Here is a 22,428-nt window from a genome sequence, read left to right on the forward strand (position 1 = left end):
AGGACTGCAAAGTTAGTAAAATATTATAAGCTACAAAACTTACAACATTAAAAAATACAAAATTCCAAAAAAGAAAAACCAATGATAACAAGACCATTGGTTTTTCTAATTTTAAATAATATTCGATTACACCTTAATCTCAACATCAACTCCACTAGGAAGCTCAAGTTTCATTAAAGCATCAACTGTTTTTGCGCTATTTGAATAAATATCAACTAGTCTTTTGAAAGTACATAATTGATATTGCTCACGAGACTTTTTGTTCACGTGAGGTGAACGCAAAACTGTAAAAATTTCTTTTTCTGTAGGCAAAGGGATTGGACCACTAACTACCGCACCTGTTGTTTTTACAGCTCTCACAATTTTCTCAGAAGACTTGTCTACTAAATTGTGATCGTATGATTTTAACTTTATTCTGATTTTTTGATTCATGATTCCTAATTATTTAACAGTCTCCCCTTTAGATTTTGCAATTACTTCTTCCGCAATATTTCGAGGAACTGGGTCATAGTGTGAAAAAGTTAAGGATGCTGTAGCTCTACCGGAACTTATAGTTCTTAAGTCTGTTACATATCCGAATAACTCTGACAATGGAACGTCAGCTCTGATAACTTGAGCTGCTCCTTTAGGATCCATTCCTTTCATTAATCCCCTTCTCTTATTTAAATCACCTGTAACAGGACCAGTATACTCTTCAGGAGTAAGCACTTCTACTTTCATTACTGGTTCAAGTAATTGAGGACCCGCTTTCTTAGCTGCCTCTTTGAAGCCGATTCTAGCAGCCAGTTCAAATGACAAAGCATCTGAATCCACGTCATGGAAACTACCATGGTATAGTTCAACTTTCATCGCTTCGATTGGATATCCTGCCAAAGGACCATTCGACATAGCCTCAGTAAATCCTTTTTGAATTGCTGGAATGAACTCCTTCGGAATAACACCACCAGTAATCTTATTATCAAATTGTAATCCTGGCTCGATCTCACCTTTTTCGTTAGGCTCTGCAGGAGATAACTTAAATACAATGTCAGCAAATTTACCTTTACCACCAGACTGCTTTTTATAAACCTCCTTGTGATCAACTAAAGCACTGATTGCTTCTTTATATGCTACCTGTGGTGCACCTTGGTTGATATCTACCTTAAACTCTCTTCTTAATCGATCCATGATGATATCTAAGTGCAATTCTCCCATACCTCTTAGGATTGTTTGCCCAGTTTCTTCATCAGTATTTACTAAAAGAGTTGGATCTTCTTCCACCAATTTAGCAATCGCCATACCCATCTTATCAACATCTGCCTGTGTCTTAGGCTCAATTGCATAACCAATCACTGGCTCAGGGAAATTCATTGATTCAAGAACAATTTTATGTTTCTCGTTACAAAGTGTATCGCCTGTCTTGATATCTTTAAATCCTACAACTGCAGCAATATCACCAGCATGAAGTGTATCAATTTGGTTTTGCTTATTTGCATGCATTTGAAAAATTCTTGAAATCCTTTCTTTTTTATTAGTTCTAGTATTGAATACATAAGAACCAGAGTCTAAAGTACCAGAATAAGATCTTACAAAGCATAAGCGACCTACGAATGGATCGGTAGCAATTTTAAATGCTAATGCTGCGAATGGATCTTCAGATGTAGGTTTTCTTGTAGTTTTCTCATCAGTATCAGGATCCGTCCCAACAATATTATCTCTATCCAAAGGAGATGGTAAAAGTTCCATTACATAATTCAACATGGTCTGGACTCCTTTATTTTTGAAGGCTGATCCACATAACATTGGAACAAATGCCAAGTCCAAAGTTGCAGCTCTTAAAGCAGCAATCACTTCATCTCTGGTAATAGTCTCAGGGTCTTCAAAGTATTTTTCCATTAAGGATTCGTCATACTCTGCAACTGATTCTAATAAGTGCTCGCGATATTCGCTTACCTCATCTTGCATGTCCGCAGGTATTTCCACTTCTTCCCACGTCATACCCATATCTTCTTCGTTCCAAACGAAGGCCTTCATTTCCACTAAATCAACAACACCTTTGAAATTACCTTCGGCTCCGATAGGCAATTGCAATGGAACTGACTTAGTTCCTAACATTTCTTTAACCTGCTTACAAACGTTTAAAAAATCGGCACCATCTCGGTCCATTTTGTTCACGAAGCCAAGTCTCGAAACATTATAATTATCAGCTAGTCTCCAGTTAGTTTCAGATTGTGGCTCAACACCATCAACCGCACTAAATAAAAATACTAGACCATCTAAAACTCTTAAAGATCTATTTACCTCAACAGTAAAATCAACGTGTCCTGGAGTGTCAATAATATTTATATGATACTCCTCATCTTTATAAGGCCAAAATACAGTAGTAGCAGCTGAAGTAATCGTAATACCCCTTTCCTGCTCTTGTTCCATCCAGTCCATAGTAGCTGCGCCATCATGAACTTCACCTAATTTGTGACTTACACCTGTATAGTATAAAATCCTTTCAGTAGTAGTAGTTTTTCCGGCATCGATATGTGCTGCGATACCTATATTACGTGTTAGTCTGAGATCTCTTGCCATTATACTAGCTTTTAAAATCTAAAATGAGAAAATGCTTTGTTTGCTTCAGCCATACGGTGCGTATCATCTTTCTTTTTGATAGCAGCTCCTTCACCTTTAGAAGCAGCGATGATTTCACCAGCCAAACGTTCCGTCATAGTTTTTTCACCTCTTTTTCTTGCGAATGTAATCATCCACTTGATTCCTAGAGATGTCTTTCTTTCAGGACGAACTTCAAGAGGTACTTGGAATGTAGCTCCACCAACTCTTCTACTTTTTACTTCAACTGCAGGAGAGATGTTAGCTAACGCTTTCTTCCAAACTTCTAAACCGTTCTCTTTTGTTTTCTCCTCCGCCATAGCTAATGCTTCATAAAAAATGTTGTAAGCAACACTTTTTTTTCCATCAACCATTAGGTAGTTAACAAATTTTGTAACCAAAGTATCTCCAAATTTCGGATCTGGAAGGATATATCGTTTTTTAGGTTTTGCTTTCCTCATCGTTTTTTATTTCTTAGGTCTTTTTGCTCCATATTTTGATCTTCTTTGGGTACGACCGTTTACACCGGCTGTATCCAACGCACCCCTAATAATGTGATATCTCACACCGGGTAAATCTTTTACTCTTCCACCCCTGATTAACACAATAGAGTGCTCTTGAAGGTTATGACCTTCACCAGGAATATAAGCGTTCACTTCTTTTTGATTGGTCAACCTAACCCTAGCCACCTTTCTCATTGCTGAGTTTGGCTTTTTTGGAGTGGTGGTATAAACACGAGTACATACACCCCTTCTTTGTGGGCAAGAATCCAAAGCAGGAGACTTTGACTTAGAAGTCAATTTCTTTCTACCCTTTTTAACTAATTGTTGTATAGTAGGCATTTATTATAACTTTATCTTCTATTACTACTTGAGATTTTTAGGACTGCAAAGGTAAAAAATCAGATGCATTATCCAAACACATCTGATTAATTATTTTCACAAAGTCCTAATTTATAAGGAATAAGCTTACGCTTCTCCAACATTTGAACCGAAATTCATCGGAAATTTTGGCGATTCTTCCGATTGCTTTATCGGACCAAAATTACTTTCATATTTACTTATATTATCCTTTAAGGCATTCAAAAGCCTTTTTGCATGCTCTGGAGTAACTACAACTCTAGATTTTACCTTTGCTTTTGGCACCCCCGGCATCAACCGAATGAAGTCAATCACAAATTCACTATTCGAGTGTGCAACCATCGCCAAATTAGCATAGACTCCTTCTGCAACATCATCGGGAAGCTCAATATTAATCTGATTTTGTTGTTTCTTATTCTCTTTCTTGTCCTCCATTTTATGAATCGGATTTTATCATCTAAAGAAAGACTGAATTAAGCTTCAGTCTTTTCTTCTTTTACTTTACTTTCCTTCATACTGTCAAGTTCATCCTGAGACCCAACAATCATTTCGCTCCAATCACTCAAACCTGTACCAGCAGGGATTAAATGCCCTACAATTACATTTTCCTTAAGACCATTTAAATGATCTGCTTTACCTCTAATAGAAGCTTCACTTAGCACTTTAGTAGTCTCTTGGAAAGAGGCTGCTGAAATGAAACTTTCAGTTCCTAAAGAGGACTGTGTGATACCTTGCAATGTAGGTTTAGAAACAGCTGGTTCAGCATCTCTAGTCTTCACTAACTTCAAGTCCTTTCTTTTCAGAGTAGAGTTTTCATCCCTTAATTTCCTAGCAGAGATGATTTGACCTGGCTTCAAATTAGGTGAATCACCTGCATCTGTCACTACTTTCATATCTAAAACTCTATCGTTTTCCTCTCGGAACACAAAGCGATCAACCACTTGGTTAGGCAAGAATGTAGTGTCACCTGATTCTAATACCTGAACTTTTTGCATCATTTGTCTTACGATCACTTCAATGTGTTTATCATTGATTTTCACACCTTGTAATCGATAAACTTCCTGAATTTCGTTTACAATATATTCCTGCACAGCAGTCGGACCTTTAATTGACAATATATCAGAAGGTGTAGTAGCACCATCTGATAGTGCATAACCTGCTTTTACAAAGTCATTGTCCTGAACCAAAATATGTTTCGATAGTGACACTAAATATCTCTTCTTAACTCCGTCTTTTGATTCAATATATATTTCTCTATTCCCTCTTTTGATACCTCCAAAAGTTACAACACCATCTATCTCAGACACTACTGCTGGATTTGAAGGATTTCTTGCCTCAAACAATTCTGTAACTCGCGGAAGACCACCTGTAATATCCTTAGACTTACTTGTAGATCTTGGAATCTTAGCCAAAATCTGACCTGGCTTAAGCTTAGCCCCCTCATCAACTGACAAGTGAGCGCCAACAGGAATGTTATAAGTTTTCGGGTCCTGACCTTTTGTATTTACAATAACAGCAGGATTCTTGGTTTTATCTTTCGTGTCGATAATAACTTTCTCCCTATGTCCTGTTTGCTCATCTGACTCTTCCTTATAGGTTATTCCTTCTTCGATACTTTCGAATTCAGTTACTCCTTCAAACTCAGAAAGAATCACAGCGTTATAAGGATCCCAGAAACAAAGTTCCTGATCTTTATCAACCTTTTCTCCTTCTTTGACCTTAAGTGTAGCACTATAAGGAACGTGATTACTCATCAATACTTTCTTGCTTTTCGGATCGATGATTTTGATTTCACCTGATCTTCCCATCACCACCGTTCTTGATTCACCTTCATCATCCGTAGACTGGATAGCTCTCAAATCTTCAAATTCAACTACTCCGGCAGTCTTCGCTTTGATTGTAGCTTCAACAGCTATGTTAGAAGCAGTACCCCCAACATGGAAGGTTCTCAATGTTAACTGAGTACCAGGCTCACCGATTGATTGTGCTGCAATTACACCAACTGAATCACCTTTTTGAGCAATCTTAGATGTCGCTAAGTTTCTTCCATAACACTTACTACATACCCCTTGACGAGTTTCACAAGTTAAGACAGATCGTATTTCAACTTCTTCAATTAAAGCCTCATCGATTTTTTCACAAATATCATCAGTGATTGTTTCACCTGATTCAACGATCAATTCATCAGTTTGTGGGTGAAATACATCATGTACACTCACTCTTCCAAGAATACGCTCATACAGTGATTCAACAACTTCATCATTATCTTTTAATGCCGAAACATTCAATCCTCGTAATGTGCCACAATCCACATCGTTTACAACAACATCTTGTGCTACATCTACTAGCCTTCTGGTTAAGTAACCAGCATCGGCAGTTTTCAATGCCGTATCAGCAAGACCTTTTCTAGCACCGTGGGTAGAGATAAAGTACTCAATTACATCCAGCCCCTCTCGGAAGTTAGATAAAATTGGGTTTTCAATAATACCTCCAACTGATCCTGCTAGGTTTTTCTGTGGCTTAGCCATCAAACCTCTCATACCACCCAGCTGACGAATCTGCTCTCTTGAACCACGGGCTCCTGAGTGCATCATCATATAGATAGAGTTAAATCCTTGATTATCCTCTTCCAATTGTTGCATCAAGGTATTCGTCAATTGAGAGTTAATTCTAGTCCAAATATCAATTACCTGATTGTATCGCTCATTATCAGTGATTAGACCCATCAAGTAGTTGTTCCACACTGCATCAACTTCTTCTTTGGCTTGTTCTACCAAGGTATCCTTCACTTCAGGAACCATAATATCGCCAAGTCCCATTGAAAGACCTCCTTTATAAGCACTTTGGAAACCTAATTCCTTAATATTATCTAAGAAATTAGCAGTTTTAGCTGATCCTGCTAATTTATATACATGCGCAATAATACCCTGTAAGTTCTTTTTAGTCAATAATTGATCAATGTAACCTACCTCTTCTGGTACACTTTCATTGAAAATTACACGACCTGCAACAGTATCAACTATTTTAGTCTCAAGCTCACCGTCAGCATTTCGCACCTTAGTTCTTAACTGAATATTTGCATGTTTTGAAAGCTTCTTCTCATTGATAGCAATAATTACTTCTTCAGAGCTATAGAATCTTTTACCTTCACCAATTACAGGCTCTTCCTTAGTTGATTTTCTTCCTTTAGAAACATAATACAGACCTAAAACCATATCCTGAGATGGTACAGTAATAGGAGCCCCGTTTGCAGGATTTAATATATTATGAGAAGAAAGCATTAAAGTTGAAGCTTCCAAAATAGCTTCATGTCCTAAAGGAACGTGAACCGCCATTTGGTCACCATCAAAATCGGCATTAAATGCAGTACACGCTAATGGGTGTAACTGAATTGCTTTACCTTCAATCAATTTCGGCTGGAAGGCTTGTATACCTAAACGGTGAAGTGTTGGAGCCCTGTTTAATAGCACAGGATGTCCTTTCATCACATTCTCTAAAATATCCCAAACCACAGGATCTTTTCTATCTACAATTTTCTTTGCAGACTTCACCGTTTTCACGATACCCCTTTCAATTAATTTCCTAATGATGAAAGGTTTGAAAAGCTCAGCGGCCATGTTTTTAGGCAAACCACATTCGTGCATTTTTAACTCCGGTCCTACAACAATTACAGAACGACCAGAATAATCCACCCTTTTACCTAATAAGTTTTGACGGAATCTACCTTGCTTACCTTTCAACATATCAGAAAGGGACTTCAAAGCTCTGTTTCCATCAGATCTTACTGCATTTACTTTTCTTGAGTTATCAAACAATGAATCAACAGCTTCTTGCAACATCCTCTTCTCATTTCTAAGGATAACTTCAGGCGCTTTGATATCGATCAACCTTTTTAGACGGTTGTTTCTGATAATAACTCTTCTGTATAAATCATTCAAATCAGAAGTCGCAAATCTACCACCGTCAAGAGGTACTAAAGGTCTTAGTTCAGGCGGAATTACAGGCACCATTCTGATGATCATCCATTCTGGACGATTTTCGATTCTTGTTCTTGCATCACGGAAAGCTTCTACTACTCTCAATCTCTTTAAAGCTTCTGCTTTTCGTTGTTGAGAAGTATCAGTCGCTGCCTGATGTCTTAATTCATAAGAAAGCTCATCTAACTGAATTCTGCTTAAAAGCATATCCAGAGACTCTGCTCCCATTTTAGCTATAAACTTGTTTGGATCGTCATCGTCTAACTTCTGATTTTCTGCCGGAAGTTTATCTAAAATATCTAAATATTCATCTTCCGTCAAGAAATCCATGTAGGCAATACCGTCCTCTTCCTTCACACCTGGCTGAATTACTACGTATCTTTCATAGTAAATAATCTGATCCAACTTTTTCGTTGGTAGACCCAATAGGTATCCTATTTTGTTAGGTAGAGACTTAAAATACCAAATATGAGCAACAGGTACTACCAATTCGATATGCCCCATTCGCTCTCTACGAACTTTCTTTTCAGTTACTTCAACACCACATCTATCACAAATGATGCCTTTATATCTGATCCTTTTATATTTTCCACAATGACATTCCCAGTCTTTTACAGGTCCAAATATTCTTTCACAGAATAGACCACCCATTTCCGGCTTATAAGTACGGTAGTTAATGGTTTCAGGCTGAGTGACTTCACCATGAGAACTTTCCAGAATAGATTCTGGAGAAGCCAAGCTAATGGTGATTTTTGAAAAGTCAGTGTTAATTTTTTTATTTTTCTTGAACGCCATAATAAAGTATATCTAAATGGGGCCGGTTAAAGCCCCGATAAAACAAATGAAATTAGTCTAGAGTGATTTCTAGAGCTAGACCTCTTAATTCATGAACCAATACATTGAATGATTCAGGAATATTCGGTTTACCCATATTTTCACCTTTGACAATAGCTTCGTAGGCTTTAGCTCTTCCAATCACATCATCTGATTTGATTGTAAGAATCTCTTGCAGAACATGAGAAGCACCGAAGGCCTCCAATGCCCAAACCTCCATCTCACCGAAACGCTGACCACCAAACTGAGCTTTACCACCCAATGGTTGCTGAGTTATAAGTGAGTATGGTCCGATAGAACGAGCATGCATCTTGTCATCAATTAAGTGACCTAATTTCAGCATGTAAATAACTCCGACAGTAACTTTTTGGTCAAAAATATCACCTGTTAAACCGTCATAAAGATGTGTTCTACCAAATTCAGGTAAGCCAGCTTCAGCTAATTCAGCAGAAACTTCATCAGAGGATGCACCGTCAAAAATAGGTGTAGCATACTTCCTACCTAATTTCAATCCTGCCCAACCTAACACAGTTTCATAGATCTGACCTATGTTCATCCTTGAAGGTACACCTAGCGGATTCAATACGATATCTACTGGGGTTCCATCTTCTAAGAATGGCATGTCTTCATCACGAACTATTTTGGCTACAACACCTTTGTTTCCGTGACGACCGGCCATTTTATCTCCTACTTTCAATTTACGTTTTTTAGCAACATAAACTTTAGCAAGCTGAACTATACCTGCTGGCAATTCATCTCCTACTTCAATAGTAAATCTCTCTCTCTTAAATTTACCTGCTATTTCGTTTCTTCTTTTGTTATAATTTCTAACTAAATCAACGATAAGCTTATTAGTATTATCATCGTTAGTCCAATTATCCAAAATCAAATCAGAAATCAAATTCACCTCTTCAGGAACATTGTAGTTACTTTCATCTCTGTAAATGTTCTTCTCAGGGAATAAGTTCTTTTCAATATTGTTTTGAGTGAATTTAACACCTTTACTCATGATCTCGTCACCAAACTTATGCTTGATTCCTTGACAAGTTTTACCTTCAAGTAAAGTAGCTAATTTCTCGATCTTAAGATTTCTCAATTTCAATAATTGACGGCTATATTCTTTCGCCAAAACAACAACTTCTTTCTTAGCGTCCGCTCTTCCGTCCTTATCTTTTTTGTGTCTAGCAAAAAGCTTGGTATCAATCACTACACCTCTTAAAGATGGTGAAGCTTTCATCGAAGCATCTTTAACATCACCCGCTTTGTCTCCGAAAATTGCTCTTAAAAGCTTTTCTTCAGGAGTTGGATCAGTTTCACCTTTAGGTGTGATTTTACCAATAAGGATATCTCCTTCTTTGATTTCAGTACCCGTTCTGATGATACCGTTTTCGTCAAGGTTTTTAACCGCTTCTTCACTAACATTTGGAATTTCAGAAGTTAATTCTTCCTCTCCACGCTTAGTATCTCTAACTTCTAATTCAAATTCTTCAATGTGAATAGAAGTAAATATATCTTCTCTAACAACTCTTTCAGAGATTACAATCGCATCCTCAAAGTTGTAACCTTGCCATGGCATAAATGCCACTTTCATGTTACGTCCAATAGCTAATTCACCTTTTTCAGTTGCATAACCATCACAAAGGATTTGACCTTTTTTCACTTTATCACCCTTGTAAACTAGTGGTCTAAGGTTGATAGTTGTATTCTGGTTAGTTCTTCTGAATTTGATTAGATCGTATACCCTATCATCATCTTCGAATGAAACCAATTCTTCCTCATCATTCATGTCGTATTTCACGACAATTTTTGTAGCATCAACAAAAACAACAACTCCGTCTTTTTCTGCTACAATCATTGATCTAGAATCTCTGGCAACTCTTCCTTCAAGACCCGTACCTACAATTGGTGCTTCTGGTCTTAATAAAGGAACAGCTTGACGCTGCATGTTTGATCCCATCAAAGCTCTGTTCGCATCATCATGCTCCAAGAATGGAATCATTGAAGCAGCAACGGAAACAATTTGATTAGGAGCAATATCCATGTACGAAAGCTCTTTCGGTTCTAACACTGGGAAATCACCTTCAAATCTCGCTTTCACTCTATCATTAAGATATTTACCAGAGTCATCTATAGGGGCATTAGCCTGCGCAATATTATGATCATCTTCCTCTTCAGCAGTAAGGTATAGTACATTACCACTCATATCTACTTTACCACCTTCAACTTTCCTATACGGAGTTTCAATGAATCCCATACCATTTACTTTGGCATGTACACACAATGAAGAAATCAATCCAATGTTTGGACCCTCAGGCGTTTCAATTGTACATAATCTACCATAGTGAGTATAGTGAACATCACGAACCTCGAAACCTGCTCGTTCTCTAGAAAGACCACCAGGTCCTAATGCTGACATTCTCCTTTTATGGGTTACCTCAGATAATGGATTCGTTTGATCCATAAACTGAGATAATTGGTTGGTACCAAAGAATGAGTTTATAACAGAAGACAATGTCCTAGCGTTTATTAAATCAACCGGCTTAAAGTCTTCGTTATCTCTCACATTCATTCTTTCTCTGATGGTTCTTGCCATTCTAGCCAAACCAACACCGAATTGAGCGTATAACTGCTCCCCTACTGTTCTTACTCTTCTATTACTTAAGTGGTCAATATCATCAACAATAGCTTTAGAGTTGATCAAGCCAATAAGGTATTTCACAATATGGATTATATCCACCTTCGTTAAGACCTTAGTTTCAGCGTCTATATCTAAACCTAATTTTTTATTGATTCTATATCTACCAACTTCACCTAAGTCATATCTCTTCTCTGAAAAGAAAAGATTTTGAATTATCTCTCTTGCAGTTGCTTCATCAGGAGCTTCAGTATTACGCAATTGACGATAAATTTGCTCAACTGCTTCCTTTTCTGAATTGGAGTTATCCTTCTGAAGCGTATTATAAACAATGCTGTAGTCAGTGATATTAACATCAGTTCTATGAAGAATGATGGACTTAACACCAGCATCAATAATTAATTCTATATCTTCTTCTTCTATAACAGAATCTCTTTCCAATAAGACTTCATTTCTATCGATAGATACAACCTCTCCAGTATCTTCATCCACAAAATCTTCCGTCCAAGTCTTCAATACTCTAGCGGCCAATTTACGTCCAATGACCTTTTTCAGCGCTGCTTTAGTACCATCGACCTCTTCAGACAAATTAAAGAGATCTAAAATATCTTTATCAGAACCATAACCAATTGCACGTAGCAATGTAGTCACAGGGAATTTCTTCTTCCTGTCAATGTACGCATACATGACATTATTCACATCGGTAGCGAATTCAATCCAAGAACCTTTAAAAGGAATGATTCGTGCAGAATATAATTTCGTCCCGTTGGTGTGTTTACTTTGAGCAAAGAACACACCAGGTGATCTATGCAATTGTGAAACAATCACACGTTCAGCACCATTAATGATAAATGAGCCTTTTTCGGTCATATAAGGGATGTTCCCTAAAAATACCTCTTGCTCAATGGTTTCAAAGTCTTCATTATCCTCATCATTGCAAATCAAACGTAGTTTTGCCTTCAAAGGAACAGAATAAGTTAATCCCCTATCAATACATCCATCAATATCATATTTTGGTGGATCTACCAAATAATCAACAAATTCCAAAACGAAATTCTCTCTGGAATCAGAAATAGGGAAATTTTCTTGAAATACTTTAAAAATTCCTTCTTCAGCTCTCTTTTCAGCGGGAGTTTCCAATTGGAAAAAATCCTGGAAAGATTGGAGTTGAACATCAAGGAAATCAGGATAATCAATTACTGCCTTAATTGAGGAGAAATTGATTCTTTCAGATTGATTTATATTAGCCAAGGCTCTGAATATTTAAAGTTGTGTAAATCTATAGTGTGCAATTAAGCACTATCCTGCTGCATAAATTAGTACAAACAGGAAAAGACCTGACCACGAAAACGAAAAATCGTCATCGGGGACCAGGCCTAATTTCTTGGGCAGAAATCAGTTAATCCTTTCAGGATCAACTTGTTACTTTAATTCAACTTCTGCTCCAGCTTCTTCAAGTTGCTTCTTAAGCGCCTCTGCTTCGTCTTTAGCTACTCCTTCTTTTATTGCTTTAGGAGCACCATCAACTAATTCTTTTGCTTCTTTCAAGCCTAAACCTGTCAATTCTTTAACAGCTTTTACAACTTGTAATTTAGCAGCACCTGCAGAAGTTAAAACTACATCAAAAGATGTTTTCTCTTCTGCTGCATCTCCTCCGCCAGCACCGCCAGCTGCCATTACAGGCGCAGCTGCTGCTGCAGGTTCGATACCGTGTGTTTCTTTTAGGTAATCAGCAAGTTCATTAACTTCTTTTACTGTTAATTCTACTAATTGATCTCCAATTGCTTTGATATCAGCCATGATTGTGTTATTTAAATTTTAATGATTTTGTTCTAGTAATTTGTTAATTATTGTGCTCTTTCTTCAAGTGCTTTCACTAATCCTGAAACAGTATGTCCTCCGCTTTGTAAAGCAGAAATAACATTCTTAGCAGGTGATTGTAATAGACCCACAATATCGCCAAGCATATCTTTCTTAGATTTAAGTTCGCTTAGTGGCGTTAAGTGTTCTGCACCTACGTAAATATCAGTATCTATAGCAGCAGCTTTAAATAAAGGCCTTTCTGTACTGTTTTTCTTATGAAATTCTTTTATAACCTTAGCAGGTGCATTACCTACTTCAGGAGAAAACAGAATTCCTGAGAAACCTTTTAATGATTCAAATATTGCAGTATAATCTCCTTCCTGCTTCTCTAATGCTTTTTGTATTAAAGAGTTTTTCACTACTTTATACTCAAGCCCTTTTTCAAAACAAAGTTGACGAAAGGTATTAGTTTGCGAAACAGTCATTCCTGAACCATCTGCCAGATAAAAATGCGGATATTCTGCAAATTTTTCTGTAAGTTCCTCTATTAGTTGTCCTTTTTCTTTTTTATTCATATTAAATTCCAGCTATAGAGTTTTTATCAATTGAGATGCCCTTGCTCATCGTTGATGACATGGTCATACTCATGAAATAAGTACCTTTAGAAGAAGCTGGTTTCAACTTCGCTAAAGTTTGAATTAATTCATTAGCATTCTCAGTAATTTTCTCTTTCGAGAAGGAAGCTTTACCAATACTTGCATGAATAATTCCGAACTTGTCCACTTTAAAATCAATTTTACCTGATTTTACTTCTTGGACCGCCTTTCCTACATCAAGTGTAACAGTTCCTGATTTTGGATTCGGCATAAGACCTCTTGGTCCTAGCACTTTACCTAACCTACCTACTTTTGCCATAACAGTAGGCATTGTTACGATAATATCAATGTCTGTCCAACCACCTTCGATTTTTTTGATGTACTCATCCAATCCAACGTAGTCTGCACCAGCATCTTTTGCTTCCTGCTCTTTGTCAGGAGTTACTAATGCTAACACTTTCACATCTTTACCTGTTCCGTGGGGAAGTGCCACAACACCTCTAACCATTTGATCAGCTTTACGCGGATCAACTCCTAATCTTATGTCTAGGTCAACAGAAGCATCAAACTTGGTAGTTGTAATTTCTTTAACTAGAGAAGACGCCTCATCTAAAGCATATACTTTAGTTGAGTCCAATTTCTCAGCTGCAATTTTCTGATTTTTAGTAAGCTTTGCCATTTTACCTATTTTTTAAGATTTCCAAGGAGCAGTTCCTGTAACTTTAATTCCCATGCTTCTCGCAGTTCCTGCAACCTGACGCATAGCTGATTCAATTTTAAATGCATTCAAATCAGTCATTTTGGTTTCAGCTATTTCTTTAACTTGATCCCAAGTCACAGAGCCAACCTTAACACGGTTTGGCTCAGCAGAACCTTTTTTCTTCTTAGAAGCATCTAATAAAAGTACCGGAGCTGGAGGAGTTTTAATTACAAAATCAAAAGATTTATCTTTGTAAATTGTAATAACAACTGGCAATACTTGCCCAGCTTTGTCTTGAGTCCTTCCATTAAATTGCTTACAGAACTCCATTATGTTTAGTCCTTTACTACCTAATGCAGGACCAACGGGAGGTGACGGATTTGCTGCACCCCCTTTAATCTGTAATTTCAGATATCCACTTATTTCCTTAGCCATCTTGCTATTCTGTTTTTTCTACTTGCATGTAATTCAATTCCACCGGAGTATTTCTTCCAAAGATTTTCACCATAACATTTAGCTTCTTTCTTTCTTCAAAAACCTCCTCTACGGATCCGGTAAACCCACTGAACGGCCCATCCATCACTTTCACTGCTTCTCCTATTATGTAAGGAGTACTCAGCTTCTCGTCCATTTCTTCAGTTTCATCAACCTTTCCGAGTATACGGTTCACCTCATTTTGTCTCAAAGGAACCGGTTCTTTCTCATCACCTTGTCCACCTAAGAATCCAATTACTCCAGGAATACTGGTGATCACGTGATGCGCTTCTCCATGAGATATATCAGCCGATACAAAAACATAGCCCGGAAAGAAATTCTTTTCCCTGACACGCTTTTTCCCATTCCTCATTTCATACACCTTTTCAGTAGGTATAAGTATTTGAGGGATGAAATCTTCTATTTTTTGTCGAGCAATCTCATTTTCAAGATAAGTTTTAATCTTCTTCTCTTGACCACTGATTACTCTTAAAACGTACCATTTATATTCTGACATTATCTCAATATATCTTAAATGCTAAAATGCATTATAAAACCACTCCATCGCATTATCAAATGCCAAATCAATAACACCTATCAACAGGGCAAAAATTAAAGCTCCAACTAATACCAAAATAGAACTATTTTGTAGCTTACTGTACGGTGGCCAAGTTACTTTATATCGCATTTCTGACCACGATTCTTTTAAGAATAAACTTAATTTTTGCATCTTATTAATGTGTTAAAATTGCACGGGTGGAGGGACTCGAACCCCCAGCCAATGGTTTTGGAGACCACTACTCTACCAATTGAGCTACACCCGTATTTACCAATGCAACTCAAAATGGTCTGCAAAGGTAGACAAAAGTTTTATAAGAAACAAATGCGCTCTCAAAATTTCGAGAGCGCATCGTTTAATTTATTACTAAATCTTAAGTATTAATCTAAGATCTCTGTTACCTGACCAGCACCTACTGTTCTACCACCTTCACGGATAGCGAAACGTAAACCTTTTTCACAAGCTACCTTGTTGATCAAGTTTACTTCAATAGTTACGTTATCACCAGGCATAACCATTTCAACATTTTCAGGAAGTTTAATCTCACCTGTTACGTCAGTAGTTCTCAAGTAGAACTGTGGACGATATCTGTTAAAGAATGGTGTGTGACGACCACCTTCATCTTTCGATAGAACGTAAACCTCAGCTTTGAAATGAGCGTGTGGAGTTACAGAACCTGGCTTACAAATAATCATACCTCTTTTGATCTGAGCTTTTTCAATACCTCTCAACAAAAGACCAACGTTATCACCAGCTTCTCCTCTATCTAAAATCTTACGGAACATTTCAACACCAGTCACAGTAGACTTTAAGTTTTCAGCTCCCATACCGATTAAGTCAACAGCATCTCCAGTGTTAGTTACACCTCTTTCGATTCTACCAGTTGCAACAGTACCTCTACCAGTAATAGAGAATACATCCTCAACTGGCATCAAGAAATCTTTATCAGTTAAACGCTCTGGTAATGGAATATAATCATCAACAGCTTGCATTAACTCATCAATTTTAGCAACCCACTCAGCTTCACCGTTAAGTGCTCCAAGAGCAGATCCTGAAATTACTGGAAGATCATCACCAGGGAAGTCATAGAAAGAAAGTAATTCTCTCACTTCCATCTCTACTAATTCTAATAACTCCTCATCGTCAACCAAATCAACTTTATTCAAGAAAGCAACGACAGCAGGAACACCTACCTGACGAGCCAAAAGAATGTGCTCACGAGTTTGCGGCATTGGACCATCTGTAGCAGCTACTACTAAAATAGCTCCATCCATTTGCGCAGCACCTGTAACCATGTTTTTCACATAATCCGCGTGACCTGGACAGTCAACGTGTGCGTAGTGACGGTTAGCAGTAGCATACTCTACGTGAGAAGAGTTAATTGTAATACCCCTTTCTTTCTCTTCAGGAGCGTTGTCAATAGATGAGAAATCTCTCATCTCTGCGAATCCTTTATCAGACAATACTTTACAGATTGCAGCAGTTAATGTAGTTTTACCATGATCCACGTGACCGATAGTTCCGATATTCACGTGTGGTTTCGAACGGTCAAAGGTTTCTTTAGCCATATTTGAAAAATCCTCAGTTTAGTTAAAATTTATAATATATTTATTCAATAACACTGATTGAGCCAACGAGGGGATTTGAACCCCCGACCTCTTCCTTACCAAGGAAGCACTCTACCCCTGAGCTACATCGGCTTGAAATCATTCAGTGCCTTTTGCAGGCACATCCTAACAAAGGCAGTGACGTTTCCGTTCTGCCTTAGATTTTCACCGAAATGCCTATTGTATTATAGAGCGGGAGACGAGGTTCGAACTCGCGACCTGCAGCTTGGAAGGCTGCCGCTCTACCAACTGAGCTACTCCCGCTTGTTTGATTAATAACTACTAAAAAATGGTAGTATTAAAATCAAATTGTAATCTTTCGCCGAAGCTACAAACTACAAAGTGGGGGAAACAGGATTCGAACCTGTGAAGTCGAAGACAACGGATTTACAGTCCGTCCCAGTTGGCCGCTTTGGTATTCCCCCAAATGGTTTCAATAAGCATTTCCTAAATCCCTTTCGTTTTAGGAAGTGCAAAATTATATGGATTTTATATTTTATCAAACTTTACTGACAAAAAAGATTACTTTTTTTTCATCTTAATTTCTAATCATGCACTATCTCTTGTAAATCAGTTATTTATAACTAAAAGAAAATGTAGTAGATATTTGAAGAATACAAAAATACAAGCGAATCGCTTTTTACTTATCAGCGTCTGACTAGTTTCTTAGATTTTTTTCAAGCGCAAAGGTGAAAAAAAACTCAACACTTTCACTAATTTTAAAATGAAATGTGTGAAATTTAATATGTGTTCCTATCTTCGTGTTAAATTTTAATTATGTACGAAATAAAATTCAGTCAATCCGATAAAGAATATCGACTATCCACGAAAGACGGAGATATTTTCATAGACGATAAACAAGTTGATTGGGACATAAATAAAACCGATCATCAATCCTTCCACATCATTTATCATAATCAAACATTTAATGCACATATTGTCGAGATTGATTATGAAAGTAAAGTTTTCAAATTACAATTAAATGGTAAAATCATTGAATTGGAGTTGAAAGATAAGATGGATCTACTTTTAGAAGAAATGGGGATCTCTGACTTAGATCAAAACCAAATGAATGATGTCAAGGCTCCCATGCCAGGATTAATTATAGATATAATGGTCGCACCAGGAGACGAGGTTAAAAAGGGAGATCCACTGTTGATTCTGGAGGCAATGAAGATGGAGAATGTGATAAAAGCTGCAGGTGATGGCACAATTGCAGAAATAAAAGCCAAAAAAGGTGATAGTGTAGAGAAAAATCAATTGATAATTCAATTCTAAATTTTTGAAGTATATTCAACAACTAGAATCGAATAAAATACTTATAAAATAGACTTAAACTTTTAAAGGGACAGCAACAATTTAACTATGAAATTCAAACGTATTCTATTGAAATTAAGTGGCGAGGCTCTTATGGGTGATGAAGGCTACGGCATTGACTCCAAACGATTAGCGCAATATGCAAAGGAAATAAAAAGAATACATGACCAAGGCATTGAAGTGGCTATAGTTATAGGTGGAGGAAATATTTTCAGAGGTATTCAAGCTGAATCAGCGGGAATTGACAGAGTTCAAGGCGATTATATGGGAATGCTAGCGACAGTAATTAATGGTATGGCTGTGCAAGGGGTTTTGGAAAATCACGGCATGTTCACTCGTTTAATGTCTGGTATTAATATGGAGCAAGTTTGCGAACCATTTATAAGAAGAAGAGCGATACGACATCTAGAAAAAGGAAGAGTTGTGATTTTTGGTGCAGGAATCGGTAATCCTTACTTCACTACTGATTCTACTGCAAGCTTAAGAGCTATTGAAATAGAAGCGGATGTAGTTTTAAAAGGTACTCGAGTGGATGGGGTCTATACATCAGACCCAGAGAAAAATGCTGATGCTGTGAGATATTCAAACATATCATTTCAAGAAGTCTATGAGAAAGGGTTAAATGTTATGGATATGACTGCATTTACGCTTTGTCAAGAAAACAATTTGCCTATTATTGTATTTGACATGAATAAAGCAGGAAATTTATACGACCTGATAAATGGAGAAAATGTTGGTACCTTGATAAATTCTGAAAAATAAAAAGCAATGGAAGAAATAAATTTAGTATTGGAAGAAGCAAAAGAGCTAATGGAAAAAGCCATTCAGCATACTAAAAGTAATTTGCAGAAAATTAGAGCAGGTAAAGCTTCACCTGCAATGCTCGAAGGATTAATGGTTGATTATTATAACAATGACACTCCTATCAGCCAAGTTGCTTCAATTAGCACACCAGATGCACGTTCAATCATTATTAAACCATGGGAAAAAAATATTATCGGTGAAATAGAACGTGCAATTATCAACAGTGATTTAGGATTTACTCCTCAAAATGACGGTGAAATTGTAAGGATAAACATTCCTCCTTTAACTGAAGAGAGAAGGATTGCTTTGAGTAAGCAAGCCAAAAATGAAGCAGAAGATGGAAAAATCTCTATCCGAAACGCACGAAAAGATGCTAACGATCAACTGAAACAATTACAAAAGGAAGGGATTTCTGAAGACGATGTCAAAAGAGGAGAAGAGAAAGTGCAATCACTTACTAATGACTATACTAAAAAAATTGACGATATCTTAGAGCACAAAGAAAAAGAGATTATGACTGTTTAATTATTTATCACTTAAACTTAGGCTGTTTTATTGGGTCGACAAAATCATTAAAGTTGCTGTTTGTCGAATTTATAAAACAGCTTTTTTTTGCCTAAATATTAGGGAGTTTATACAGCTGTTCCAATTGTTTATTTACCACAAATTGAGGTGTCATTTTCATGACTAACTTCATCACAAACTGTCCTACGCTGCTATGAGCCATTTTGCCAAAACGCCATGAATTATTGACTACATAATCTACCTTCTTTCTTCGTAATGTTTCAAACTCTTCAAAAATCTTTTCAGATGGTTGAAGCTTGGAAAACAACTTGGCTATCACATAAGCATCTTCAATTCCTTGCCCCGCACCTTGTCCCATATTTGGTGTTGTAGCATGTGCGGCATCTCCTAGTAAGCAGATATTTTGCATATGCCAATGATCTAATCTCCCTAAATCTAAAATGTCACCTCCAATTATCTTCTCAGCATCTGTATTACTTATGATTTGCTGTACAAGCGGATGGAAATTTTTAAACTTTTCATTTAACTCCTTTTTTACTATTGCTCTATCAACTTCTACTTGTGCATTTGCCTCTGCTACTGCAAACCAATAAACCAAATCATCAGAGACTTGAGAAAAACCAAATCGGACTTTATTACCCCAAGCTTCTCTACCCAAATTCCGGAGCTCTTCCGGGACTTGAATCGCTGAGATTCCCCTCCAACAGGTCTGCCCTGAATGCCTTAAGGAAGAAAGAGGAAAAAGTGCTTGCCTGATCCTGGAATTAATACCATCCGCTGCTAAAACATAATCTGCTTTTAAAGAAATACTTTCAAAATGCAAGTCCACTTTGCCTGCACTTTGAGTAAAGGATCTTAAATCATGCCCTAATTTAAGCGCATCATTTGGCAAAGCTTCTACTAAGATTTTCTGCAACTTCCCTCTGTGAATCGACACAATTTTGTTCCCCTTCTTATCTTGAACGACACCATTACCAGACTGAAATGGATTTAATTGACGATTAGTGATATCTACTCTATCTAATTGAACTGCATCCTTCAAGATGGAATCTTTCACGCCTAAATAATCTAATACTTTCAATGCATTAGGTTGCAACCAAATACCAGCCCCTATTTCGTTTAATTGCATTGCGCGTTCATATACAACAGATTTAATCCCCTGCTTTCTTAAAGCTAATGCAGCAGTAAGACCTGCTATACCTCCTCCAATTATTGCTATTTCCATACTTATTCCTAATTTTAGGTCAAATATACTAATTTATTTTAATTAGGTCAAGTTTACTAAAAATGAAAAATACCAGAGCAAAAATTCTTAATGCAGCTCTCCAGCTTTTCAACGACAAAGGCATGGTCAACGTCAGCTTGCGACAGATTGCCCAAGAATTGAAAATCAGTCAAGGGAATTTGAATTATCACTTTAAACTTAAAGAAGATATTGTCGAAGCTTTATACGTTCAACTAGTGGGAGAAATGAATCTTCAAATGACTTCAATGGATGCAGCAGGCACCGTACTTGAAGCCTTATATGAGTCTTCGTTAAAGACTATGGAAAAAATGTTTGACTATAAATTTATACTGATTGACTTTATCCATTTGATGAATGCTAACCCAAAAATAAAATCACATTATGCAGATTTAATGAAGATTAGAAATGAACAGTTCCAAGTAATTTTTCATTCACTTATTAAATCAAATATCTTAAGGAGGCCCGAATTTGAACATGAATATGAAAGACTATATCAAAGGATGAATATTGCTGGAGATAGCTGGATAAATATCTATGCTACTTTTGACGAAAACAATACTGTCCAATACTACTGCAACCTACTTTTTGAAATGATATATCCGTATTTAACGGAAAAGGGCAAGGAGGCGTATCAAAAAATACGGAAAGCATGAGTTCAAAACTCTAATAGTTTCTTTACTTGCTCTTCCAATAACTGGCTGTAAAGTTCATCGGTAACTTCTTCACCATCAAAATTCTTCTCAATCCTCGCTAGCTTAGGCTTTAGCGCTAAGACATTCATTCCTAAGTAATTAAAAATATCTGTCATATGGCTTAATGCCAAGCCGGCCCCTTGCATTCCTGAAGATATACCCACTAGCGCACATTTCTTATCTTGAAAACTATTGGGATATTCCATCCCATCTATGAAAGCTTTCAAAACTCCAGGAAAAGAACCATTATACTCTGGAATAATGAAAACGTACTTCTCTGAAGTGCGCAATTTTTCCAAGAACTTATTAAAATCAGCATTTTTTCCATTGTTGTCGTACAAGGCTGTATACACAAAGTCATTAGGTAAATCAGCCAAGTCAATAATATTGGATTCAACTTCATGCTTTCTCAATAAGCCTTGGTAAAGATGAGCTACTTGAGCAGATACTGAATTTGGACGGTTGGTGCCTGATATAATGGTTATCATTCTTAATAGATCTGTTAAAAAACAAAAATAGGGACAAAATGTCCCTATTCAATAAATAATACAATACGTTTAAATTATAACGATGATAAATTAACTGATAATTCAAAATCATCATAAATCATTTTGTCTCCTAATCCATCGAAAAATGAACCAGAGCCATATCTTACTTCCCATTTCGTTCTATCTAGAGCAAATGAAGCTTTAGCGTTTGCCTTTCCGTCTTTAATTGTGACTGTAGCTGGAAAAGTAATTTTATTGGTAATTCCTTTTATTGTTAAATCACCAGCAATAAAATGTGTCGCATCTGTTGCTTCACTTTTATCAATTGAAGTAATTGTAAATTTTGCAGTCGGATACTTTTCAACGCTAAAGAAGTCGTCAGATCTTAAATGCCCCATCAATTTACCTTTGTACTCTCCTTCTAAATCTAAAACATCAATAGTCGTCATATCAATAACAAAAAATCCGCCTGTTACTTGACCTTCTTCCATTTCAAGAGCTCCCTCTTTTATGTTAACGATGCCATTATGCTGACCAGTTACTTTTTTACCTACCCAAGCAATTTGACTTGAATTTGTATCTACTTTTACTTCTTTCTGTAAAACAGTAAAAGCTGCAGTCATAATTAATGCTGCTAATCCGATTGATAAAATTTTTGTTTTCATTTTTATTAACTTTATGTTGTTACATTTAATGTTGATACATATACTTACAAATATATAAAAAGGTTTTAA

At 36.8% G+C, this 22,428-nt stretch carries 21 protein-coding genes and 4 tRNA genes; 4 read left to right on the plus strand and 21 right to left on the minus strand.

Going from position 1 to position 22,428, the window contains the following annotated elements:
- Positions 1 to 126 precede the first annotated feature (126 nt).
- From rpsJ to B9Y84_RS15595, 18 genes are all read right to left on the minus strand, one after another.
- Positions 127 to 432 carry a 30S ribosomal protein S10 gene (rpsJ, locus tag B9Y84_RS15510; RefSeq protein ID WP_013455150.1) on the minus strand — a complete coding sequence of 102 codons (306 nt, stop codon included), beginning with the start codon at positions 430 to 432 and terminating at the stop codon, positions 127 to 129.
- Positions 433 to 441: 9 nt separating this feature from the next.
- Entirely contained in the window at positions 442 to 2,559 is a 2,118-nt protein-coding gene (gene fusA / locus B9Y84_RS15515; RefSeq protein ID WP_085518310.1) for an elongation factor G, read from the minus strand.
- Positions 2,560 to 2,570: 11 nt separating this feature from the next.
- On the minus strand, positions 2,571 to 3,038 hold the full coding sequence (rpsG, locus tag B9Y84_RS15520) for a 30S ribosomal protein S7 (protein ID WP_085518311.1): 468 nt from the start codon (positions 3,036 to 3,038) through the stop codon (positions 2,571 to 2,573).
- A 6-nt stretch (positions 3,039 to 3,044) separates the two neighbouring features.
- Positions 3,045 to 3,419, minus strand: a complete 375-nt coding sequence (rpsL, locus tag B9Y84_RS15525) for a 30S ribosomal protein S12 (protein ID WP_013455147.1) — start codon at positions 3,417 to 3,419, stop codon at positions 3,045 to 3,047.
- Positions 3,420 to 3,545: 126 nt separating this feature from the next.
- Complete coding sequence (locus B9Y84_RS15530) at positions 3,546 to 3,872, minus strand: DUF3467 domain-containing protein (protein WP_085518312.1); 327 nt, start codon at positions 3,870 to 3,872, stop codon at positions 3,546 to 3,548.
- A gap of 38 nt (positions 3,873 to 3,910) precedes the next feature.
- The gene (rpoC, locus tag B9Y84_RS15535) at positions 3,911 to 8,209 is read right to left on the minus strand and encodes a DNA-directed RNA polymerase subunit beta' (RefSeq protein ID WP_085518313.1); all 4,299 of its coding nucleotides are present in this window, start codon (positions 8,207 to 8,209) and stop codon (positions 3,911 to 3,913) included.
- Positions 8,210 to 8,261: 52 nt separating this feature from the next.
- The gene (rpoB, locus tag B9Y84_RS15540) at positions 8,262 to 12,134 is read right to left on the minus strand and encodes a DNA-directed RNA polymerase subunit beta (protein WP_085518314.1); all 3,873 of its coding nucleotides are present in this window, start codon (positions 12,132 to 12,134) and stop codon (positions 8,262 to 8,264) included.
- Between the two features lie 171 nt (positions 12,135 to 12,305).
- Complete coding sequence (gene rplL / locus B9Y84_RS15545) at positions 12,306 to 12,683, minus strand: 50S ribosomal protein L7/L12 (RefSeq protein WP_085518315.1); 378 nt, start codon at positions 12,681 to 12,683, stop codon at positions 12,306 to 12,308.
- 47 nt (positions 12,684 to 12,730) lie between these two features.
- The gene (gene rplJ, locus B9Y84_RS15550; protein ID WP_085518316.1) at positions 12,731 to 13,261 is read right to left on the minus strand and encodes a 50S ribosomal protein L10; all 531 of its coding nucleotides are present in this window, start codon (positions 13,259 to 13,261) and stop codon (positions 12,731 to 12,733) included.
- A 1-nt stretch (position 13,262) separates the two neighbouring features.
- Positions 13,263 to 13,961: a 50S ribosomal protein L1 gene (gene rplA / locus B9Y84_RS15555; protein WP_085518317.1), complete on the minus strand. Its 699-nt coding sequence runs from the start codon at positions 13,959 to 13,961 to the stop codon at positions 13,263 to 13,265.
- Positions 13,962 to 13,973: 12 nt separating this feature from the next.
- Positions 13,974 to 14,417 (minus strand): 50S ribosomal protein L11, encoded by a 444-nt coding sequence (gene rplK / locus B9Y84_RS15560; protein ID WP_013455140.1) that lies wholly within the window; start codon positions 14,415 to 14,417, stop codon positions 13,974 to 13,976.
- 4 nt (positions 14,418 to 14,421) lie between these two features.
- Complete coding sequence (gene nusG / locus B9Y84_RS15565) at positions 14,422 to 14,973, minus strand: transcription termination/antitermination protein NusG (protein WP_085518318.1); 552 nt, start codon at positions 14,971 to 14,973, stop codon at positions 14,422 to 14,424.
- A 21-nt stretch (positions 14,974 to 14,994) separates the two neighbouring features.
- A complete protein-coding gene (secE, locus tag B9Y84_RS15570; RefSeq protein ID WP_013455138.1) occupies positions 14,995 to 15,186 on the minus strand; it encodes a preprotein translocase subunit SecE in 192 nt (63 codons plus the stop codon).
- Positions 15,187 to 15,207: 21 nt separating this feature from the next.
- Positions 15,208 to 15,280, minus strand: a tRNA-Trp gene (locus tag B9Y84_RS15575).
- A 115-nt stretch (positions 15,281 to 15,395) separates the two neighbouring features.
- The gene (gene tuf, locus B9Y84_RS15580; protein WP_085518319.1) at positions 15,396 to 16,583 is read right to left on the minus strand and encodes an elongation factor Tu; all 1,188 of its coding nucleotides are present in this window, start codon (positions 16,581 to 16,583) and stop codon (positions 15,396 to 15,398) included.
- 60 nt (positions 16,584 to 16,643) lie between these two features.
- Positions 16,644 to 16,715: transfer RNA gene (locus tag B9Y84_RS15585), tRNA-Thr, on the minus strand.
- A gap of 98 nt (positions 16,716 to 16,813) precedes the next feature.
- Positions 16,814 to 16,886 (minus strand) — tRNA-Gly (locus B9Y84_RS15590).
- Between the two features lie 79 nt (positions 16,887 to 16,965).
- Positions 16,966 to 17,047 (minus strand) — tRNA-Tyr (locus tag B9Y84_RS15595).
- Between the two features lie 352 nt (positions 17,048 to 17,399).
- On the opposite strand from B9Y84_RS15595, the gene B9Y84_RS15600 reads away from it, so the two are divergent.
- The 3 genes from B9Y84_RS15600 (at position 17,400) to frr (ending at position 19,268) form a co-directional block, all read left to right on the plus strand.
- Positions 17,400 to 17,900, plus strand: a complete 501-nt coding sequence (locus tag B9Y84_RS15600) for an acyl-CoA carboxylase biotin carboxyl carrier protein subunit (RefSeq protein ID WP_085518320.1) — start codon at positions 17,400 to 17,402, stop codon at positions 17,898 to 17,900.
- 87 nt (positions 17,901 to 17,987) lie between these two features.
- Positions 17,988 to 18,701: a UMP kinase gene (gene pyrH / locus B9Y84_RS15605; RefSeq protein WP_085518321.1), complete on the plus strand. Its 714-nt coding sequence runs from the start codon at positions 17,988 to 17,990 to the stop codon at positions 18,699 to 18,701.
- Between the two features lie 6 nt (positions 18,702 to 18,707).
- Positions 18,708 to 19,268: a ribosome recycling factor gene (gene frr / locus B9Y84_RS15610; protein ID WP_085518322.1), complete on the plus strand. Its 561-nt coding sequence runs from the start codon at positions 18,708 to 18,710 to the stop codon at positions 19,266 to 19,268.
- A 91-nt stretch (positions 19,269 to 19,359) separates the two neighbouring features.
- On the opposite strand, the gene B9Y84_RS15615 is transcribed toward frr, so the two are convergent.
- A complete protein-coding gene (locus B9Y84_RS15615; protein ID WP_085518323.1) occupies positions 19,360 to 20,493 on the minus strand; it encodes an FAD-dependent monooxygenase in 1,134 nt (377 codons plus the stop codon).
- A 62-nt stretch (positions 20,494 to 20,555) separates the two neighbouring features.
- Here B9Y84_RS15615 and B9Y84_RS15620 point away from each other — a divergent pair, with 62 nt between their 5' ends.
- Positions 20,556 to 21,167: a TetR/AcrR family transcriptional regulator gene (locus B9Y84_RS15620; protein ID WP_085518324.1), complete on the plus strand. Its 612-nt coding sequence runs from the start codon at positions 20,556 to 20,558 to the stop codon at positions 21,165 to 21,167.
- Between the two features lie 2 nt (positions 21,168 to 21,169).
- On the opposite strand, the gene B9Y84_RS15625 is transcribed toward B9Y84_RS15620, so the two are convergent.
- A complete protein-coding gene (locus B9Y84_RS15625) occupies positions 21,170 to 21,694 on the minus strand; it encodes an NADPH-dependent FMN reductase (protein WP_085518325.1) in 525 nt (174 codons plus the stop codon).
- A 74-nt stretch (positions 21,695 to 21,768) separates the two neighbouring features.
- On the minus strand, positions 21,769 to 22,359 hold the full coding sequence (locus B9Y84_RS15630) for a YceI family protein (RefSeq protein WP_085518326.1): 591 nt from the start codon (positions 22,357 to 22,359) through the stop codon (positions 21,769 to 21,771).
- Positions 22,360 to 22,428 lie beyond the last annotated feature (69 nt).

It is taken from the genome of Marivirga sericea (genome assembly GCF_900177665.1).
GTDB lineage: Bacteria > Bacteroidota > Bacteroidia > Cytophagales > Cyclobacteriaceae > Marivirga > Marivirga sericea.

Bases quoted from the DNA above. Each gene is read 5' to 3' on its own strand.
- rpsJ (WP_013455150.1), bottom strand. From the start codon at position 432: ATGAATCAAAAAATCAGAATAAAGTTAAAATCATACGATCACAATTTA.
- fusA (WP_085518310.1), bottom strand. From the start codon at position 2,559: ATGGCAAGAGATCTCAGACTAACACGTAATATAGGTATCGCAGCACAT.
- rpsG (WP_085518311.1), bottom strand. From the start codon at position 3,038: ATGAGGAAAGCAAAACCTAAAAAACGATATATCCTTCCAGATCCGAAA.
- rpsL (WP_013455147.1), bottom strand. From the start codon at position 3,419: ATGCCTACTATACAACAATTAGTTAAAAAGGGTAGAAAGAAATTGACT.
- B9Y84_RS15530 (WP_085518312.1), bottom strand. From the start codon at position 3,872: ATGGAGGACAAGAAAGAGAATAAGAAACAACAAAATCAGATTAATATT.
- rpoC (WP_085518313.1), bottom strand. From the start codon at position 8,209: ATGGCGTTCAAGAAAAATAAAAAAATTAACACTGACTTTTCAAAAATC.
- rplL (WP_085518315.1), bottom strand. From the start codon at position 12,683: ATGGCTGATATCAAAGCAATTGGAGATCAATTAGTAGAATTAACAGTA.
- rplJ (WP_085518316.1), bottom strand. From the start codon at position 13,261: ATGAATAAAAAAGAAAAAGGACAACTAATAGAGGAACTTACAGAAAAA.
- rplA (WP_085518317.1), bottom strand. From the start codon at position 13,961: ATGGCAAAGCTTACTAAAAATCAGAAAATTGCAGCTGAGAAATTGGAC.
- rplK (WP_013455140.1), bottom strand. From the start codon at position 14,417: ATGGCTAAGGAAATAAGTGGATATCTGAAATTACAGATTAAAGGGGGT.
- nusG (WP_085518318.1), bottom strand. From the start codon at position 14,973: ATGTCAGAATATAAATGGTACGTTTTAAGAGTAATCAGTGGTCAAGAG.
- secE (WP_013455138.1), bottom strand. From the start codon at position 15,186: ATGCAAAAATTAAGTTTATTCTTAAAAGAATCGTGGTCAGAAATGCGA.
- tuf (WP_085518319.1), bottom strand. From the start codon at position 16,583: ATGGCTAAAGAAACCTTTGACCGTTCGAAACCACACGTGAATATCGGA.
- B9Y84_RS15600 (WP_085518320.1), top strand. From the start codon at position 17,400: ATGTACGAAATAAAATTCAGTCAATCCGATAAAGAATATCGACTATCC.
- pyrH (WP_085518321.1), top strand. From the start codon at position 17,988: ATGAAATTCAAACGTATTCTATTGAAATTAAGTGGCGAGGCTCTTATG.
- frr (WP_085518322.1), top strand. From the start codon at position 18,708: ATGGAAGAAATAAATTTAGTATTGGAAGAAGCAAAAGAGCTAATGGAA.
- B9Y84_RS15615 (WP_085518323.1), bottom strand. From the start codon at position 20,493: ATGGAAATAGCAATAATTGGAGGAGGTATAGCAGGTCTTACTGCTGCA.
- B9Y84_RS15620 (WP_085518324.1), top strand. From the start codon at position 20,556: ATGAAAAATACCAGAGCAAAAATTCTTAATGCAGCTCTCCAGCTTTTC.
- B9Y84_RS15625 (WP_085518325.1), bottom strand. From the start codon at position 21,694: ATGATAACCATTATATCAGGCACCAACCGTCCAAATTCAGTATCTGCT.
- B9Y84_RS15630 (WP_085518326.1), bottom strand. From the start codon at position 22,359: ATGAAAACAAAAATTTTATCAATCGGATTAGCAGCATTAATTATGACT.